Origin of the sequence: Siphonobacter aquaeclarae, from assembly GCF_900103285.1 — a bacterium.
Classification (GTDB): Bacteria; Bacteroidota; Bacteroidia; order Cytophagales; family Spirosomataceae; genus Siphonobacter; species Siphonobacter aquaeclarae.
In genome coordinates, this window is sequence record NZ_FNGS01000003.1 from 663,800 (window position 1) to 682,350 (window position 18,551).

An 18,551-nucleotide genomic window follows, 5' to 3' on the forward strand; every position below is an offset into this window, starting at 1 on the left:
ATGGCAAAACGTTCTTCAAATCGGATCTGGTGGATTCTCGGCGGCATCGTCATTCTCCTGGTCGGCGGGCTCCTCGTCGCGAAATCGGCCGGCTGGATCGGAAAGGAAAAGGAAGAGGAAGCCACATTCAGCAAAGCCCAAAAGGCGGACATCGTGGAGCGTGTGAGCGCTTCCGGGAAGGTTCAGCCGGAAGTGGAAGTCAAAATCAGCCCGGATGTTTCGGGGGAAATCATTGAATTGAAAGTACACGAAGGAGATTCCGTCGTGAAAGGTCAGCTGCTGCTGCGGATTCGTCCGGATAACTATGAGTCGCTCGTAGCCCGCGCAAAAGCCGCTGTAGATCAGGCCCGTGCAAGCTATGAACAGACCAAAGCATCGGTCGGACAAATGGAAGCCCAGCTCGCCCGTGCGCAGGCCGATTACAACCGGAACAAGAAGCTGTATGGAGATAAAGTTATTTCAGACGCTGATTTCGAAACATCCGAGGCCAACTTCAAAGTAGCCCGTCAGAATGTTGAATCGGCCCGGTCCAACGTCGACGCCTCACGGTTTGCCGTCGAAAGCGCGCAGGCAGGCCTGCGCGACGCCGGCGAAAACCTGCGGAAAACGACTATCTACGCGCCTTCGAGCGGTATTATCTCCAAGCTGGGCGTAGAGCTTGGCGAGCGGGTGGTAGGTACTTCGCAGATGGCCGGTACGGAAATGCTCCGTATCGCGAACCTCAATAACATGGAGGTACGGGTAAACGTCAATGAAAATGATATTGTCCGGGTCAATGTCGGCGACTCCGCCCTCATTGATGTGGATGCGTATACCTACTCCGGCCGGAAATTCAAGGGTATTGTCACGTCTATTGCCAATACCGCGAATGGCTTGGGCGGATCAGTATCGGCGGCGGCAACAGCTACCGATGCCGTGACGGAGTTTGAAGTAAAAATCAAGATTCTGCCGGAATCGTATATGGATCTGGTCGACCGTTCGAAGAAGCGGAGTTTTCCGTTCCGTCCGGGCATGACGGCTTCTGTCGAAGTCATCACCGAACGGAAAAACGGGGTACTCAGCGTCCCGATCGCCGCCGTGACAACGCGTACGGAAGAAAAGAAAACAACCGAGAGCGAAGAGCCTGTCGTGACCAATACCAACCAGCGTCCGAAGGAAGAGAAGCCGAAAGAGGTGGTTTTCGTCAACAAAGCGGGCGTGGTAGAGATGCGGGAAGTGAAAACCGGCATCAGCGATTTCGAAAACATCGAAGTAATATCAGGCCTGAAGGAAGGGGAGGAAGTTGTATCCGGCCCGTTCCTCCTCGTCTCGAAAAACCTCAAAGCCGGAGATAAAGTGAAGAAGAAAGTAGAGAAGAAAGACGGGAAGAAGGAGTAGGGAGGCGGTTTTGGAGTTTTCAGTTTAGGGTTTTCAGTTTAGAGTTTGGAGTTTGGAGTTTGGGGAGGGCGCAATGGCCTGCCTTGAACTCTAAACCCTAAACTCCAAACTCTAAACTTTTTTATTTCTGACCGATGGTGATGATGCCGGCGTCGATGCCGGCGTCGCTGAGGAGGGCCTGGGTACGTTCGGGGCGGGCGTCGGTGAGGAAGACCTGGCCGAAGGTTCCGTCTTTCATGCAGCGGAGGAGCATGGCGATGCGGCGGTCGTCGAGCTTGTCGAAAATATCGTCCAGCAGGAGAATAGGCTGGAAGCCTTTTTCGCGGGTGAGGAGGTCGAACTGCGCGAGTTTAAGGGCGATGACAAAGGATTTTTGCTGTCCCTGTGACCCGAATTTCTTCAACGGGTAGGAGTCGATTTCAAAAAGGTAATCGTCCCGGTGAATGCCCATCGTAGTCCGCTGAGCGGCAACGTCCCGGTGCCGGTTGAGCCAGAATTCCCGCTGAAAATCATCCGGTACAATCTCTGAATCATAGGCAATGGAGACGGCTTCCCGCCCTTCGCTGAGGCCGGTATAGTGCTCCTGAAAGACCGGGAGAAAAGAGGCGATGAACGCTTTCCGCTGCTCATGCAGGCGTAGCGAAAGCTCCACCAGGGGCTGGGAATAGGCTTCGAGCAAGTCTTCGTCGGTGTAATGCCGCTCGTGAAATTGCTTGAGGAGAGAATTCCGCTGGTCGAGCAGGCGGTTGTATTGCAGCAGATCGGCGAGGTAATCAGGCCGTTGCTGAGACAGTACGCCGTCGATAAACTTCCGGCGTTCTTCGGAGCCGTCGCGGACGAGGTCGGTATCATCCGGCGCGATCAGGACAACGGGAAAACGGCCGATGTGATCAGCGAGGCGTTCGTAGGCTTTGCGGTCCTGCAATACCACTTTCCGCTGCCCGCGCGGCAGGGAAACGGTAATCTGGGAAGCTTTGCCGGAAGCAGGTATAGAATCGGAAAACGCTTCGTCGCTTTTGCGGAACGTTCCGTCGATTACCATGAAATCCGCGCCATGCCGGATGGAGAGGGCGTCCTGACTGGTCAGGGCACTTTTCGTGAGCGAAAGGAAATAAATAGCGTCGAGCAGGTTGGTTTTACCGCTGCCGTTCTCCCCCACAATGGCATTTATACGCCTGGAAAACAGAAAGGCCTCCGAATCGTACGATTTATAATGGGTAAGATGGAGCCGTTCCAGAAAAAGCATCTTTGTGTTTTAACGATTGGAAGCTAATTTCGCCGAAAGTTTCGAATCATGGGTTTAACCGAACTGTGCCGCGCAGAACCCATGGCCTCTACTTTCACGCTTTTAATCCCAGAGTTCAATGGCAACAAAAGAAAAAGCCAAGGCGAAGGTAAAATACCCGAAAGAAACCTACCTCTTTTGGTTTGAAAATATGCTGCTGCAGCGGCGTTTCGAAGAGAAAGCCGGCCAGCTGTACGGTCAGCAGAAGATCCGTGGCTTTTGCCATTTGTACATCGGCCAGGAGGCTTGCTCTACCGGCGCTGCTACTGCCCTCACGAAAGACGACAAGTGGATTACCGCCTACCGGGATCACGGGATTCCGCTGGCGCTGGGTACCAGCCCGAACGCGATCATGGCCGAGCTCTTCGGAAAAGCCACCGGTACCACCAAGGGTAAGGGCGGCTCCATGCACATCTTCGACAAGGAACACAACTTCATGGGTGGTCACGGAATCGTAGGGGCGCAAATCCCCCTCGGCGCCGGTATCGCCTTTGCCGAAAAGTATAACAAAACCGGTCACCTCGCCATCTGTTACTTTGGCGACGGAGCCGTTCGTCAGGGTGCCCTGCACGAAGCCTTCAACATGGCGATGACCTGGAAACTTCCGGTGATTTTCGTTGTGGAAAACAACGGCTACGCGATGGGTACCTCTGTTGAGCGGACGTCCAACGTAACCGATCTCTACACCATTGGTGAAGCGTATGACATGCCTTCCGAGCCGGTTGACGGCATGAGTGTAGAAGCGGTTCACGAGGCCGTTGGCCGTGCCGCTGAGCGCGCCCGCAAGGGAGACGGCCCGACCTTCCTCGAATTCAAAACCTACCGGTACCGCGGACACTCCATGTCCGACCCCCAGAAATACCGGACGAAGGAGGAGGTAGAATCCTACAAGCAGCGCGACCCGATCGAGTGGGTACGTCATACCATCCTCGAAAACGGCCTGGCGACGGAAGAAGACCTCGCCGCCATCGAAGAAAAGATCAAAGGTATCGTAGCGGAGTCGGTGAAATTCGCCGAAGAATCTCCCTGGCCGGACGCATCCGAAGCATATAAGGATGTGTATGTGCAGGCGGATTATCCGTTTATTCAGGAATAGCGGAAGCGGTTTTCAGTTTTCCGTTTACAGTTTTTAGTTGGAGGGCCGGCGTAATTGCCGGCCTTCTGCGTTTTCGGGTTTGTTGTTTTCAGTTTACCGTTTGTTGTTTTCAGTTTTCGGGGGTGGCGTATCTGGTCGCCTGCCGTGCGTAGCATCCGCTACGCACTTTTTAGTTAGTAGGCTGCGCCTACCCGTTGAGAAGACAATAGTCTGTTCCTCAATGCATAGATGGTCTCACTATCAAAGCATTTTACTTCGTACCTACCATAAGTTGCCAAGATTGATTTTACGGAAGCCTTAAACAGTAGGCATAGCCTACTAACTAAAAAGTGCGTAGCATTTGCTACGCACGGCGGGGGGCGGCCTGATACGCTACCCCCGAAAACTGAAAACAACAAACGGTAAACCCGAAAACGCAGAAGGCCGGCAATTACGCCGGCCATCCAACTGAAAACTGAAAACAGTAAACCGAAAACCGCTTTCGCTTACTCCTCCCACCCAAAACTCCTCCTTACCGCTTTCCGCCAGTGGCGGTAGAGGCTGTTGCGGACGGATTTTTCCATGACGGGCTCCCAGGTCTTTTCGATGCCCCAGTTGCGGCGGAGGTCGTCGGTGTCTTTCCAGTATCCGACGGCGAGACCGGCGGCGTAAGCGGCCCCGAGGGCGGTGGTTTCAATCATTTTCGGACGGACGACCGGCACATTGAGCAAATCCGCCTGGAATTGCATCAGCAGCTCGTTGACGGTCATGCCGCCGTCTACCCGCAGCTCCGACAGCCGGATACCAGCGTCTTTCTCCATTGCTTCGAGTACTTCCAGGGTTTGAAAGGCTGTGGCTTCGAGTGCTGCGCGACCGAGGTGGCCTTTGTTGACAAAACGCGTCAGTCCGGCAATTACCCCGCGGGCGTCGGCACGCCAGTACGGTGCGTATAATCCCGAAAAAGCCGGGACAAAGTAGCAGCCTCCGTTGTCTTCTACCGTGGCTGCCAATTCTTCGATATCACTGCTTTTCTGAATAATACCCAGGTTGTCGCGCAGCCATTGTACCAGCGCGCCGGCAATGGCTACAGAGCCTTCCAGGGCATAGTGCGCGGGCTTGTCGCCCAGTTGGTAGGCGACGGTTGTGATGAGGCCGTGGGTCGACTGGTTGATTGTCGTACCCGTATTCAGCAGCATGAAACACCCTGTGCCATAGGTATTCTTGGCTTCGCCGGGCTCGAAGCAGGTCTGCCCGACGAGGGCCGCCTGCTGATCGCCCAGGATACCTGCTACCGGTACGCCTTCGAGAACACCGGTAGCGGTGCCATATACTTCGGAGGAAGAGCGGATCTCCGGCAGGATATTCCGGGGAATACCGAACGCTTCAAGCAGTTCCCCGTCCCACTGCAGGGTACTCAGGTTCATGAGCTGGGTACGGCTGGCGTTGGTGACGTCGGTGATGTGCTGGCCGCCGTGCACGCCGCCGGTGAGTTGCCAGAGGACATAGGTATCCATCGTCCCGAAGAGTACTTCGCCTTTCAGCGCGTCTTTTTCGAGCGTCGCGATGTGCTTGAGCAGCCATTTGGCTTTGAGACTGCTGAAATAGGTGGCGAGGGGAAGGCCGGTTTTCGGGCGGAAACGGTCGGCTCCGCCTTCTGCCGCGAGTTCGGCGACGAGGGAAGACGTCCGGGTATCCTGCCAGACGAGGGCATTGTAATACGGTTTTCCGGTGTGTTTGTTCCAGACCACGGTCGTTTCCCGCTGGTTGGTAATACCCACGGCGGCGAGGTCTTTCGTCGTCAGGCCGCCTTTATGCAGCGCCTCGGCAATGACTTCCTGGGTATTGGTCCAGATTTCATCGGGATTGTGCTCAACCCAGCCGGGCTGAGGATAGATCTGGGTATGTTCTTTCTGGGCGACGGAGATAATCTGCCCTTGCTGGTCAAAAACAATGAAGCGGGTGCTGGTAGTACCCTGGTCAATCGAACCGATGTACATGGTCGGAAGAAATAGGGATGGAAGAATCAATGGAAAAGGCCGAAGAACAATCCTCCGGCAACGCCTCCTGCAAGCGACGCAAGGACCGGAATCCAGGCATAACCCCAATCAGATGAGCCTTTTCCGGGAATCGGCAACAGCGCGTGCGCGATACGCGGGCTGAGGTCGCGGGCGGGGCTCATGGCATAGCCGGTGGTACCTCCGAGCGATAACCCGATGCTCCATACCAGCAGGCCGACGAGGTACGGACCGAAGCCGGCGGCCAGTTCGCCCGAGCCGGAAATGGAGCTTACGCCGACGATCAGCATGGCCGTCGCCAGAAATTCCGAAATAAAATTATCCCGCTTGTTTCGTATCGCCGGGCCGGTGGAAAAGACGGCCAGCTTGGCGCCGGGATCGGCCGTTGCGGCCCAGTGCGGCAGGTACATCAGCCAGACAAGTACCGCGCCGAGAAACGCGCCGATCATCTGCGCGGGCCAATAGGTCAATAGTTTGGAATAGTCGCCGGAGGAAGCGGCGAACGCCAGCGTAACCGCCGGGTTGAGGTGCGCGTCTGCACTGCCGAACGCTTTGGAGGCGAAGATGCCGAGCATAACGGCGAAGCCCCAGCCGGCGGTAATCACGATCCACCCGGAATTTTCGCCTTTGGATTGTTTCAGACAGACGTTGGCTACGACGCCGTCGCCCAGGAAGATAAGCACGAGGGTACCGACCAGTTCGCCCCAGAACGGAGAAGCTTGCATGAAAGATTGACTTAAAAACAGATTTAGTTGAACAAAGAAAGTAATTATTGGCAGACAGGCGGCGCAGGACCGGAGAAAGGCGGAAAAAAGGGAGCCGCCGCCGCTGCAACCGTTCCGCTCGGAAAATAAAATCAATTCTGTTAACTTCCGTAGGATTAGCGAGATAGAAGAGAAAAACCCCACCAAAACGATGAAAGCACTTCTCCTCTCCTTCGGCGTACTCTGTTCTCTTCCGGTAGTCGCCCAACATGAGCCGGCGATCAAGCGGCAGACCGGCCACGGAATCCCCGTGCCGCTGGCCTTATTCCATTCCGGGTACGTGAAGGCAAACGGTACGCCGGTTGCCGCCTACTATTACACCAAACCGGACAATACCAACTGGAACAACTTCTCGACCATCGGGAACATCAACTGGTATACCCGGAAGAAAGGTACCCGCCCCAAAGACTATACCCCGCAGGCCGAAAACTACGGTCGCGGCCGGATCATCCTGACGGGTCCCCGAGGCGGGCAGTATTATATCAGTGCAAAAGGGAAGAAGATATACGTTCCGAAGCGGGAGATCTAGTTTTTCAGGCTATCCCGCCTGGTAGCATTGGCGATTTTTCAACAAGCGTGTGGTTGCCCGGCGGCCGCACGTTTTTCCCGTTTCAGGCAATACTGCTTATGGCTTGTTCGAAACGCATGGGTGGAGCGGCGTCTGTATGGATGTCTTACTCCCCGTCCGGGCCTACTGAGGGCCTGCAAATACCTTCTTTCCGGGCATATCCGCCGTCTTTCCTTCGCTTTAACGGGTATGAGGGGTGCTTTCTCCGCTAAATCGTAAAAATTCTTTCTTTTTTCTAAGTGTTTTTCCGGGGCAGATCGACATCATTATTGAAAGGGCTGCAGAACCGAAGGGACATGCTCATCTGAATCAGAAGCAATGGAAAGTCCAGTAGATCAACAGGGAGGCGACGCTGACCGGCCGCACTGGCCGGGGCCGGATCGCCCGAAGCGCCGGCCGGAAATGCCGGCAGAGTCGGAGATGCTTCTCAGAAAGGCATTTGAGTCAGACGTGCGCAAAGGAATCGAATTACTATTCCGGTGGTACTACCGTCCGCTGTGCAGCCACGTCGTGCGGTATGTGTCGTCGCGGGAGATTGCGGAGGATATTGTTTCGGATGTGTTCTACAAGTTCCACCGGGACAACGTGTTTGAACACGTAGAAACGTCCTTCCGGGCGTACCTCTTTACCGCCGTCCGCTACAGTGCCTTTGACTACGCCCGTGTGGAAATGAAGCGGAATACTTCCCTGGAATATGCCGAGTATGTAACGCTTCAGCCTGAAAACCAGCCCGATCACATTACGCAGTACGAAGACCTGTACAACGACGTCCAGAATGCCATCAATACGCTTCCGCAAAAGCAGCGCCGCATTTACCTCATGAACCGCCATGAAGGGAAAAAGTACGCGGAAATAGCAGCGGAACTCGGTCTGTCGCTTCGCACCGTCGAATCGCAGATGTATGGCGCCATGCAGGAGCTCCGGCGGATTATCCGGGCGAAATGGTTCTTCCTCCTGCTCCTGCTTTTTCATTGATCTCAACCCGACTTTAGAACCTATTTCCTACGAAACCATGAAAGATCAAATAAATGCCGAACTGATTTTCCGCTACTTCTCGGGTAACGCGACGGCGTTCGAGAAGGAGCTGATCAACGAATGGAGTGCCGACCCCCAGGCCAGGGAGCGGCTGTTTATCTGGCTCCAGGAGTGGGAAAATCAGAATCTGCAATATGCCGCCGACGACGAAAACGCGATAGCCCGCCACTTTATCCGCATGGAGGACGGTACCCCTCCGGAAGAAAAAGAACAGCAGGAAACACCGCGTATCCGGAGATGGACCTGGAAAGCAGGGCTCATCGCAGCGGCCACGGCGGCGGCAGTCCTGACGGCCGGCTGGCTCGGATTTGACGAAATCCGCTACCAGACCTATGCCACCGGATACGGCCAGATCGAGCGCCTCGAACTGCCCGACGGAAGCCGGGTAGTACTCAACGCCAACTCGACGCTGCGCGTACCCCGGTTCGGCTTCGGGAATCTGTCCCGGGAGGTGTACATGACCGGAGAGGCGGATTTCGCGGTTATCCACACGGAGAATCACCAGAAATTCATCGTGCGGACAGAGGAAGACTTTGCCGTGGAAGTACTCGGGACGGAGTTTAACGTATACGCCCGGCCGCGGCGTTCGCGCGTTGTCCTGAACAAAGGGAAAGTCAAACTGCTCTACCTCAATGGCCAGCGGGAAGAGCAACTGCTGATGAAACCCGGCGATCTGGTCAATTTCGATGCCGCCGGGCACGCAGAAGTAAAACGCACCGAAAATCCCCAGCATTTCTCGGCCTGGAAAGCACACCGGTTTGTTTTCGAGAACGAGAGTCTTCGGGATATCTGCGACCAGTTTGAAGACAATTTCGGTCTGGAAATTCACATTCCCGACTCCACCCTCGCTGCCCTGACGATCTCCGGATCGTTTACCGCCATCAGTGCCGAAGAACTCTTCGAAATCCTGGCGGAGGGCTCGGGGTTTTCCTACCAGCGTTCGGCTGACGGGAAGACGATTACCCTGTCGTATTGACGCCCCATTATCCCGCTTTACTTAAACCTGTGACGTATGAAAAAATCATTACGATTCCTCTTGACGACGATCGTAATCGGCACCACTTTGCCCGGACATTCGCAGTTGCTGGCTGTCATCGGGCAAAAATCCCCACCGCTGGTTGTGCTCGGTCACTCGTCAAAAAAAAGCCTGAAATCAGCTCTTCAGGACCTGAAAGCCTATTACAAGGTCGATATCCTCTATTTCGACAGCGTGGTGGAAGGTTACGAAGTACCGGCGAACCAGCCGGCATTCGGAAAATCGGTCGAAAAAGCGCTTACAACTATTCTCAAGCCGCTCGGACTTGAATACAAAAAGTCCAAAACCGGCAGCTACGTTGTCACCAAACCGCTTAAATCCGGAAAAAAGGGACAAAGCACGCCGGTTTCACAAAGCGCTCTTCCGGAAGAACCGTCCGTCGCGCTTGAGGACGTCACGAGTACTTCTCCCGGAGTGACAGCCATCCAGACCATCGTCGTGAGCGGGCGTGTAGCCGACGAAAACGGCCAGGGCCTGCCCGGCGTGAACGTCCTCCTTAAGGGTACGACGCGGGGAGCTACCACCGACGAGCGCGGTGAATTCCGGCTCGAAGTCCCTGATAAAGAGGCGGTTCTGATCTTTTCCTATGTCGGTTTCCGTTCGCAGGAGCAGACGGTCGGCAACCGCACGCGCGTCGAGGTGACGCTCGCAGCGGACACAAAAGGGCTGGAGGAAGTCGTCGTGACGGGGTATTCGTCCCAGAAGAAATCCCTGTTGACGGGGTCTGTCGCGACGGTAAACGTCAGCGAACAAATGCAGCAGATCCCGACGACGTCGGCCGGAAATATCCTGGCGGGTCGGCTTGCCGGTGTGAATATCACAACGCCAAACGGGATTCCCGGTACCAATCCCACCATCAGTATCCGGACGGGTTCTTCGCCCAACTCGCAGCCGGTTACCTACGTGATCGATGGAGTGATCCGGGGATCGGGAGATTTTAATAACCTCAGTCCCAATGAAATAGAAACGGTAACGGTACTGAAGGATGCGGCGGCCACGGCAGTGTATGGTTCCCGGTCGGCGGGTGGCGTCATAGTCGTGACGACCCGTCGCGGAAAATCCGGCAAACCGACCGTCAACTATTCCTTCAATACCGGCGTCGATACCCGTACCAAAAACGTCGCCCTGACCAGCGCCGTCCAGGCCGGGGAGCTATACAACCGGATCAACGGGACGTCTGACCCCGCCGGCTGGTCCTGGTCGCAGGAAGAAATCGATTACTACAAAAAGATCAACAACGGCTGGGGATACGATCAGTTGAACGCGGTGTGGCGTAACCCGTCGACTTCCCAGCACAACCTGAGTATTTCCGGCGGCAGTGAGAAAGTGCGGTACTTTGCCGGGGCGTCTTACGTGAAGCAGAACGGGTTTATGAAGCCGCTGACGTATGACAAGTACAACATCCGCCTGAATGCGACGGTCGACGCGACGAAGGACCTCAGCTTCTTCGTCGGGCTGGGCCTGAGCAATAACCTCCAGGGAAATGTTACCTGGGAAGGGCCGCAGTCGCTCTACCGCAAACTGCTCGTCTGGCAGCCGGATCAGCCCGTCTATACCGACAGCGGCAAACTGCTGGATTACGGCTGGATTGCGAACGTAGGGGGTACAGTCAACGGCGACGGCGGCTATGACAAAGTCAATTTCCTCAAGCCGCAGATTGTCCTGAACGCGACCTATAACATCCCGTTTCTCAAGGGGTTAAGCGCCAAGGCGGCTTACAGCAAAAACTATTCGTACAACCGCGAAAAGACGTTCCAGAAGAACTACCTCATGAATATCATGAAGCGGGACGGCGCCAACAAGCACATTATCCACACGGATGATGCCAGCATTATCGGTACCAAAATGTCTTCCAACATCGGGAAAGACTACCTGCAGACGAACGTGGACTGGGGTGAGGATTATCAGCTGGATTTGCAATTGAACTACGAGAATACCTTCGCCAATATGCACCACGTGCAGGGGCTGCTGGTATACGAAAAGGCGGAGTCGAAGGGCAGCGGAGTTTTTGCAGGACGGGAAACATTCCCGGTCTACACGACGGATCAGTGGTGGGCTGCCAGTAGTACGCGCGCCAATGATTACGGCGGCGGGAGTACGGATTTTATCATCGGCCGTGCCTCCTACATCGGGCAGTTGAATTACGATTACGATGGAAAGTACCTCGCGACGTTTTCCTTCCGTCAGGACGGTTCCATGAACTTTGCGCCGGACAAACGCTGGGGTTTCTTCCCGGCGGGAGCGCTGGGCTGGGTGATTTCGAAGGAGCCGTTCTTTTCCCGTGCATCGGCGATTGATCAGTTGAAACTCCGTGTTTCGGCGGGGTTGACGGGCAACGACGCCGTCGGCGGCTGGCAATGGCAGGAATCGTACAAACAGGGTAACTCCGCCTATTTCGGCACCGATCCGAGAACGGCTACCGGGATTACCTACGGCTCCGTTGTCAATAAAAACCTGACCTGGGAAAAAGCCCTGACCTACAACGCCGGAGCCGATGTTACCTTCCTGAAAAACTGGACGGCCACGCTCGAATACTGGAACCGGAAATCGTACGATATCCTCGGCCAGCGGACGCTTTCGGTACCGCCGACATTCAGCCTTTCCCTGCCTCCTGAAAACTACGGAGAAATCAAGGCGCAGGGCTTCGATTTCAGCCTCGGCTATTCCAGTTCGAGAAAGGATTTCAGCTACTATGCAAACCTGACGGCGTCGTATGGCTGGAACAAGATTATCCGGCAGGATTATGCGCAGAATGCGCAGCCGATTGATATTCCGACGGGCCGTTCGCTGGCGGTTATCCGCGGGTATCAGTTCGATCAGATCATCCGGACGCAGGCGGATCTCGACCGGTTTAATTCCGCACACCAGAACTATTCGTACAACGGTATTACGCCGGCGCTTGGGATGATGATGTACAAAGACCTGAGCGGTCCGCAAGGCAAGCCCGACGGTATCATTGATACCTACGACCGCGTCGTTATCCGTGCCAATAATTTCCCGGTTGTGTATGGGTTAAATCTCGGCGGAAGCTGGAAAGGCCTGAGCCTGGACGTGATGTTCAACGGAAATCTCAATCAGGTTAAATCCTTCCAGGATCTGGCCGGCGGGGTAGAATGGAACCGCATGTATTCAGGCTGGTATAACAACAGCTGGACGCCGGAAAATCCGAATGCGACACTGCCTAAGCGAATCTCCGCGAATCAGTCGAGCACGTACAATACCGCGTCGACGTATTGGTATCAGAATGCCGGATTCCTCCGCCTGAAATATGTCAACATCGGCTACACGATTCCGAAGAGCCTGTACAGCAAAGGACTGCAAAGCATCAAGCTGTATTTCTCCGGAACCAACCTGTTTAACCTGACAGGATTCAAGTATTACGACCCGGAAATCGGCGACGGAACTTCGTACCCGGTCATGCGCAGCTACAACTTCGGTGTCAACGTTACCTTCTGATCGACATGCATACGTCTCTTAAAAACCTGCTGCTCACGGCGTTCTGCCTGACCGCAACCATACAGGGCTGTAAACCCGATCTGGATTATGTCAATTCAGGCGCGATTAACCCCGACAACGTCTGGAACGATGAAAAACTCATTACGGCGTTTCTGACGGATATTCACGGAGGCCTGATGCCCGGCTGGCCGGTCAACGGCAACAGCAGCGACGAAGGGTTCAACGCCCCCGGGTCGATGAGCAATTACCTCCGCGGAATCATCAGCGTGGCGTCGGAAGGACAGGGATTGTCGTACACCAATATCGACAAGATCAACTTTTTCCTTGCGAAGTTGCCGACTGTTCCGGCTACGATTCTTTCCGATGAAAAGAAGAAGCAAATGACCGGCCAGGCGCTTTTCTGGCGGGCCTGGGATTACTTCGGAAAAGTCACGCAGCTTGGCGGTGTTCCGCTGATTCTGAAGCCGCAGGACCCGGCCAATAAAGACGCGCTGTTCGTTCCCCGAAACAAAACATCGGAATGTATCACGCAGATAATAGCCGATCTCGACGCCGCGATTGCTGCGTTGCCCGATCAATGGGATGCGACGAACTACGGCCGTATCGACAAAGGCGCTGCGATGGCGTTCAAAGGGAAAGTATTGCTCTGGTACGCAAGTCCTTTGTTCAACAGCACAAACGATGCTTCCCGCTGGCAAAAAGCCTACGACGCCAATAAAGCAGCCGTCGATTTCCTGAAAGCACAAGGCAAAGGATTGCTTGCATCGTACGGACAAATCTGGAAGCAGGAGCGGAACAAGGAAGTGATCATGGTGAACCAGTTTTTCTATCCGGATCACGCTTTCAATCAGGCCGGCGTACGTCCGCAGCCGCTGACTCAGGGCGATGCCAACCGCAACCAGCCGACGCTGCAATTGCTGAATGCCTATCCGAAAAAAGACGGTACTCCGTTGACGTTTGACGTCACCAAACTCAGCGATCCGGCGTACAATGAGCAGTATATGACGGACTTTGTCACCAACCGGGATGATCGTTTTTATGCGACTGTTTTCACGGGAGGAACGCCGTATCCGTCGCCCGATCTGCCGACCGGTACGCGCTATTGGTGTACCTGGAAAAAAGTGGCGGATGCCTCTTCACCGGGCGGGTTCAAGTATATGTCGCTCGTTGTTGATCAGTTGGGCGTGAATATCGGCTCCGGCCTTGCCGGGTTCTTTTCGGTGAAAGGCCTCGACAATACGCTGACGAGCCAGTTGATCGGCAATGCGTCGACGGATTGGGTGGAACTGCGCTTTGCGGAGGTACTCATGAACTACGGCGAAGCCGCCAACGAAACCGGAAAGACTGACGAAGCGCTGCAGGTACTGAAAGACATCCGGGCGCGGGCAGGTATCGCCGCCGGAACTTCCGGGAAATACGGTATTACGGCTGTTTCTCAGGCAGATATCCGCGACGCATACATCGCCGAGCGCTTCATTGAGTTCGCCTTTGAAGGCAAGCGCTGGGGCGATCTCCGTCGGTTGAAGCGCTTCGATCTGATCAATAGCACGAGCTTCCGCCACGGTATTTATTTCGTGCTGAAAGACGGCGAAAAAATCAACTGGACCGACGACATTACGGATGCCACAGTCCGGAAAAAATTCACCGCCGTATACATCAATAACCTGGACGGCGACGATAAATTCAAATACAGTCTCGACCTGAATCACTGGTTTTATCCCATCAGTCAGGGAAACCTTGATGCCAGTGCTCCGTTGAAGCAAAACGTGGAATGGGGCGGTACATTTAATCCCCTTGAGTAACTATTCACCCGGATCAACAGCGGCGGCGGGCATGCCGTCGCTGTTGGTTTAACTTCCCTCCGAAATGCCGTTCCGCTTAGTTAAAACCCTTGTTCTCTGCCTGCTCACCAGTTTTGTCGGCCGGTATGCCTACGCCCAGCAGGAATTCAGCACCCGCTATTTCCGGATTCGGATCGATCAGAAAGGATGGATCACGAGTATGAAAAGCATCGGAAAAACGACCCGGGAATTCAGCCCCGCTGATAAACCGTCGCCGTTACTTTCCCTTTATGACAGTGAAAAACAACAGTATCTCCAACCCACGAAAGCCATTTACCAGAAGAGCAAAAGCGCTTTTGCCCTGACGTACCCGAACGGATCAGTTGCGACTGTTACGCTCTCCGTTCACCCGAAATACTTCAAGCTGACGCTGCAATCGCTGGAACCGCGTAATGGTATAGATGCTGTTCAATGGGGCGCGTATCACACTACTATTACCAACCTGTTTGGCGAGATTATCGGCGTGGCGCGGGATACCACAGAGGCTGTTAACTACGCCATTGGTATGCTGGCACTTAACGACAATACGTTGGGCGGGACGTCCGAAACAGTTGGCGACGCCGCGCCGTTTCAATACATCGTTCACAGTCCCGATCCGAAGAAATTCCCGCTGCCGGCAGACCTGCACGAAGGACAGGTATTTTCCATCGGTGGCGACGGCATCAGCGACGTAGCTTTCTATGCGCACAAAGAACCGTATTACCGGATATTGTATGGAAATGCTGCGCAGATTGACAGCAAGGGCCGTGTTTCGATAGCCTACAGTTCACGCGATCGGACGAAGAAGCGGGAAATCTTCTTTTCCCTCATTCCGCATATGACTGCCAACGTACCGAATCACCTGGAAGTACAGCCGCTTGGCGGGGTGAATTACATCGGTTCTTCGGTTGCGCTGTGGGGTAGTCCGGACAGCACGGCATTGCTGGATGTCGTCCAAACCATCGTTAAGTCAGAAGAATTACCCTACCCGACATACAACGGGAAATGGGTAAAAGACCCGACGGCCTTTATGCCCGACGCGATGTCTGCTGGGATGAAATACGACAGCATTGTTTCGTACACGCGTCAGTTAGGATTCAGAACGATAAGCCTGTACGATCAGGGATTCATCCGTCCGGACCGGGGAAATGACGGGTACATTGACGGACGGAATTTCGAGAAGAAACCCATTAAAATGTCTTCCGGAAATATCTCCCACAAAGAGCTGTCGGTTCAGGCCGGAAAGCACGGTATTCTCATCGGGCGTACGCCGATTACCAACGCATTGGCGCCGGGGACGAAAGACGTCAGTCCGATTCCGAGTGACAGCCTCTGGTATCAGCAAAAACGCCTGCTTGTCAAGAGCATCAGCGCGACGGATACCCTGCTCTTCGTCAACGATCCGAAGCACCTCGAAGAAATCGGCAGTTGGGAAGGGCATTGCAAAAGCCTGAACATGATCAAGGTAGGAAAGGAGCTGATTCATTACCTCGGCGTATCCGAGACGGCGCCGTACCGGTTGCTGAATGTGAAGCGCGGCTACTGGAATACGCATGCCGCTGCACATGCTGCCGGGGATACGTTGTACAAGTTGCAGGTGACGGTCAATTACGGCTACGACGGCATCATTCCGAACATGCAATTGCAAGATCAGATTGCCGAATTGTACGCGAAGATTGCGCACGTCAACGGCATGGCCTACTACGATTTCGACGGACAGGAATTCCTCTTCAACAACGGGCACGGCTACTATTCAACGAAGCGCTTTTTCCGGAAAATGTTCGAAAAAGGAAAGGAAATCGGCGTGCCGTACATCCGCTTTACCGGAGCTACGTTGTCGGAAGGCTCGTGGCATTACCAGAGCATCTGGAACGTGGGCGGCGGCAAGAATTTGTACGATACCGAAACCCGTGAATGGGGCAGTGCTACCAGCCAGGGCAAAGACCTGCGCGACGTGACTTATGCCAACTTTTTCCCGGCGGGTATGGGCGGTAACTTCCCGATTCACGCGAAATCGACCGTGGCGGAGTACGAGCATGTACAGGCGGTGTCGGTCGGCATCGGGTCGACGTACTCGATGCGCCTCAGCGAAAAAGACGTGGAGGCCTGCCCGCAGAAGTACGCCATTTTCAAGGCCGTGCGCACGTGGGAGCACGCCCGGGCTGCGAATGCCTTCAACCGTCAGCTCAAAAAAGAGCTCGTGAACCCGGCCAATCAGTTCCACCTCGAAGAAGCGGACGCCAATACCTGGAAGCTCTACAAAACCAACCTGGATGGCTCCAACCCGCGGCTGTACCGGACGGTACGGCGCGGCGATGGCGTAATCCGGTTCTGACAACAGCCTGACCATTACCCCGATATAAAGACAAGTGACCACCGCCGGTGACCATCTGCCGCAACCAGGCGGGCTTTTCCGCCCGGTTCGCGGCAGTATCAAAAAAAGAGTTGTTTAGTGGAAGTCGGAATGCCCTTGGGGTGCCTGGAGAGAGGGTAGCCCGGGGCATTTTTGTTGGGAAGAAGAATAGGAGAAGAAACGCCGTTTCAGACCCGGTATGGCAACATCCTCTGGCTTTTTTCCTAAACTTCGAAAACCTAATTCCGGAACGGCATGCGACTTCTCTTTACCTTCTTTTTCCTCTTACCTGTTTGGGTGTATGCGCAGAAACTGCCTGCGGTCCGGGCCAAAACCAACCGGCTGACCATGTATCTGGACGGTGAACGGGGAAATTTCAACGGTGTCAATGAGATCCCGACGTTGTTTCCGTACCGGTTTGGATCGGTGGCAGAAAAGGCCGTTTTAGCGCTCGTTTCGGAGAAAGACTCGCTTGCGGTGATCCTTCGGCGGGACAGTACCACCGTTTTTCAGATCATCCGGGAAGAGAAAGGCGATACCGTTACGTGTCGGTTCGGGTTAAACAAGCTCGTGAAAGCTGCCGTTTTTACCGAGGCATATAAAAAAGCGAATGACGGAAAGACGCTGGTGGAAGTACCGGAGGTATATGAACTCGCTAATGTCGTTTTTGCGCTGACGCGTTACGGGAAAACCGGCGCGATCGAGAAAGGAACGCCCTATTATCAGGACGTGATGAAGCATTTTTCGCCGTTTGCCGGACTTCCGGCCGTGCGGCAGCTGGATTCGGTACTGGCGGAAGCCGGCGATGCCTATGCGCCGCTGAAGATGGATGCGTATGCCTTTCGGTTTGGCAGGGACCGCCTCGTCAAATCCGACGTGTACGACAGAGTCAGCTGGGGCGAAGAGAACCAGATCGCTCCGTATGTGCCTGTACTAGAGGCATTTGCGCGGCAAACGAACTTTCGTGTTTTTTACCGGAAGCACACTGTGTATTACGAGCAGCTGATCGCGGATTTCGGGCGGAATGTGGATGTAGCGATGATGAAGAAATGGCTCGAAAAGCAGTTTCCCCGGACGCGGTACTCGGCAGTGAAAGTCGTGTTTTCGCCGCTGGTCGGGTGGAATCAGTCGGCCAATAGCTTCGAAGACAACGGGTTTTCCGAGGCGCATGCGCACATCAATTTCCCTTTTGAGTCAAGAACCAAGCAGCCCGGCGGGCGCGGGCGGCGGATGATCATCGCCTTCACCGAGCTCAACCACAGCTACCTGAATCCGGAGGCCGACCGGTATTCCAAGGAGATCGCCGAAGCCTTTGGCGATCTGTCGAAATGGATTACGCCCGGTAAACCGTCGGCGGGCTATAACAACAGCCTTTCCTGCTTCGAAGAGTACATGAACTACGGCCTGGTGACGCTGCTCTTCTCCGACCTGTTCGACGCCCCGACGGCCGAACTCCTCCGCCAGCAGATGGAAGACAACATGGTCAATTTCCGCGGCTTTCAGCAATTCCGGGCGTTTGACGAGGAGTTGCTGCGGCTGTATCGGGGGCGGAAGGAGGGAGAGACGGTGGCGGATTTGTATGGGGGGATAATTGGGTGGGCGGGGAAGAGGCGGTGAGGCCGTATCAGTTGTCCATTCGAAAGGTCCGTAACAAGAAATCGAAGATAATCGTCTTATACGTATTAGTGGGGTGGCTTAGCTGAGCAATGAAATGAGAATACTCTCCGAAGCGATAATGGATGAAACAATCCGGCGAATTCCTGGTGA

12 protein-coding genes are annotated in these 18,551 nt (G+C 54.7%); 9 read left to right on the top strand and 3 right to left on the bottom strand.

Annotated features, from left to right (window positions below; translation table 11 throughout):
- Positions 1–1,377: an efflux RND transporter periplasmic adaptor subunit gene (locus BLR09_RS09960; RefSeq protein WP_093201116.1), complete on the top strand. Its 1,377-nt coding sequence runs from the start codon at positions 1–3 to the stop codon at positions 1,375–1,377.
- A gap of 121 nt (positions 1,378–1,498) precedes the next feature.
- Here BLR09_RS09960 and recF read toward each other — a convergent pair whose 3' ends face one another.
- Positions 1,499–2,623 carry a DNA replication/repair protein RecF gene (gene recF / locus BLR09_RS09965; RefSeq protein ID WP_093201118.1) on the bottom strand — a complete coding sequence of 375 codons (1,125 nt, stop codon included), beginning with the start codon at positions 2,621–2,623 and terminating at the stop codon, positions 1,499–1,501.
- Between the two features lie 118 nt (positions 2,624–2,741).
- Between recF and pdhA the strand changes: the two genes are divergently transcribed.
- On the top strand, positions 2,742–3,758 hold the full coding sequence (gene pdhA / locus BLR09_RS09970; RefSeq protein ID WP_093201121.1) for a pyruvate dehydrogenase (acetyl-transferring) E1 component subunit alpha: 1,017 nt from the start codon (positions 2,742–2,744) through the stop codon (positions 3,756–3,758).
- A gap of 485 nt (positions 3,759–4,243) precedes the next feature.
- Here the strand turns inward: pdhA and glpK are convergent, their stop codons facing one another.
- Both glpK and BLR09_RS09980 read right to left on the bottom strand, forming a co-directional pair.
- Positions 4,244–5,734, bottom strand: a complete 1,491-nt coding sequence (glpK, locus tag BLR09_RS09975) for a glycerol kinase GlpK (RefSeq protein ID WP_093201124.1) — start codon at positions 5,732–5,734, stop codon at positions 4,244–4,246.
- Positions 5,735–5,760: 26 nt separating this feature from the next.
- The gene (locus BLR09_RS09980; RefSeq protein WP_093201125.1) at positions 5,761–6,477 is read right to left on the bottom strand and encodes an MIP/aquaporin family protein; all 717 of its coding nucleotides are present in this window, start codon (positions 6,475–6,477) and stop codon (positions 5,761–5,763) included.
- A gap of 190 nt (positions 6,478–6,667) precedes the next feature.
- Between BLR09_RS09980 and BLR09_RS09985 the strand changes: the two genes are divergently transcribed.
- The 7 genes from BLR09_RS09985 to BLR09_RS10015 all read left to right on the top strand — a co-directional run bounded on the left by BLR09_RS09985 (position 6,668) and on the right by BLR09_RS10015 (position 18,401).
- Positions 6,668–7,045, top strand: a complete 378-nt coding sequence (locus BLR09_RS09985) for a hypothetical protein (RefSeq protein ID WP_093201128.1) — start codon at positions 6,668–6,670, stop codon at positions 7,043–7,045.
- 357 nt (positions 7,046–7,402) lie between these two features.
- A complete protein-coding gene (locus BLR09_RS09990; protein WP_093201130.1) occupies positions 7,403–8,059 on the top strand; it encodes an RNA polymerase sigma-70 factor in 657 nt (218 codons plus the stop codon).
- Positions 8,060–8,096: 37 nt separating this feature from the next.
- On the top strand, positions 8,097–9,095 hold the full coding sequence (locus BLR09_RS09995; RefSeq protein WP_176785507.1) for a FecR family protein: 999 nt from the start codon (positions 8,097–8,099) through the stop codon (positions 9,093–9,095).
- 36 nt (positions 9,096–9,131) lie between these two features.
- Complete coding sequence (locus BLR09_RS10000; RefSeq protein ID WP_093201136.1) at positions 9,132–12,611, top strand: SusC/RagA family TonB-linked outer membrane protein; 3,480 nt, start codon at positions 9,132–9,134, stop codon at positions 12,609–12,611.
- Positions 12,612–12,616: 5 nt separating this feature from the next.
- Entirely contained in the window at positions 12,617–14,413 is a 1,797-nt protein-coding gene (locus BLR09_RS10005; protein ID WP_093201139.1) for a RagB/SusD family nutrient uptake outer membrane protein, read from the top strand.
- A gap of 64 nt (positions 14,414–14,477) precedes the next feature.
- Positions 14,478–16,766, top strand: coding sequence for a hypothetical protein (locus BLR09_RS10010; RefSeq protein WP_176785508.1), 2,289 nt, complete (start codon positions 14,478–14,480; stop codon positions 16,764–16,766).
- Between the two features lie 273 nt (positions 16,767–17,039).
- The gene (locus BLR09_RS10015; protein WP_245689900.1) at positions 17,040–18,401 is read left to right on the top strand and encodes a DUF4932 domain-containing protein; all 1,362 of its coding nucleotides are present in this window, start codon (positions 17,040–17,042) and stop codon (positions 18,399–18,401) included.
- Positions 18,402–18,551: the final 150 nt, after the last annotated feature.

What these genes read in the sequence shown, in the direction of transcription:
- BLR09_RS10010 (WP_176785508.1), top strand. Translation starts at nt 14,478, where the DNA reads ATGCCGTTCCGCTTAGTTAAAACCCTTGTTCTCTGCCTGCTCACCAGT.
- BLR09_RS09980 (WP_093201125.1), bottom strand. Translation starts at nt 6,477, where the DNA reads ATGCAAGCTTCTCCGTTCTGGGGCGAACTGGTCGGTACCCTCGTGCTT.
- BLR09_RS09960 (WP_093201116.1), top strand. Translation starts at nt 1, where the DNA reads ATGGCAAAACGTTCTTCAAATCGGATCTGGTGGATTCTCGGCGGCATC.
- BLR09_RS09995 (WP_176785507.1), top strand. Translation starts at nt 8,097, where the DNA reads ATGAAAGATCAAATAAATGCCGAACTGATTTTCCGCTACTTCTCGGGT.
- BLR09_RS09985 (WP_093201128.1), top strand. Translation starts at nt 6,668, where the DNA reads ATGAAAGCACTTCTCCTCTCCTTCGGCGTACTCTGTTCTCTTCCGGTA.
- recF (WP_093201118.1), bottom strand. Translation starts at nt 2,623, where the DNA reads ATGCTTTTTCTGGAACGGCTCCATCTTACCCATTATAAATCGTACGAT.
- BLR09_RS10000 (WP_093201136.1), top strand. Translation starts at nt 9,132, where the DNA reads ATGAAAAAATCATTACGATTCCTCTTGACGACGATCGTAATCGGCACC.
- BLR09_RS09990 (WP_093201130.1), top strand. Translation starts at nt 7,403, where the DNA reads ATGGAAAGTCCAGTAGATCAACAGGGAGGCGACGCTGACCGGCCGCAC.
- BLR09_RS10015 (WP_245689900.1), top strand. Translation starts at nt 17,040, where the DNA reads ATGCGACTTCTCTTTACCTTCTTTTTCCTCTTACCTGTTTGGGTGTAT.
- BLR09_RS10005 (WP_093201139.1), top strand. Translation starts at nt 12,617, where the DNA reads ATGCATACGTCTCTTAAAAACCTGCTGCTCACGGCGTTCTGCCTGACC.
- glpK (WP_093201124.1), bottom strand. Translation starts at nt 5,734, where the DNA reads ATGTACATCGGTTCGATTGACCAGGGTACTACCAGCACCCGCTTCATT.
- pdhA (WP_093201121.1), top strand. Translation starts at nt 2,742, where the DNA reads ATGGCAACAAAAGAAAAAGCCAAGGCGAAGGTAAAATACCCGAAAGAA.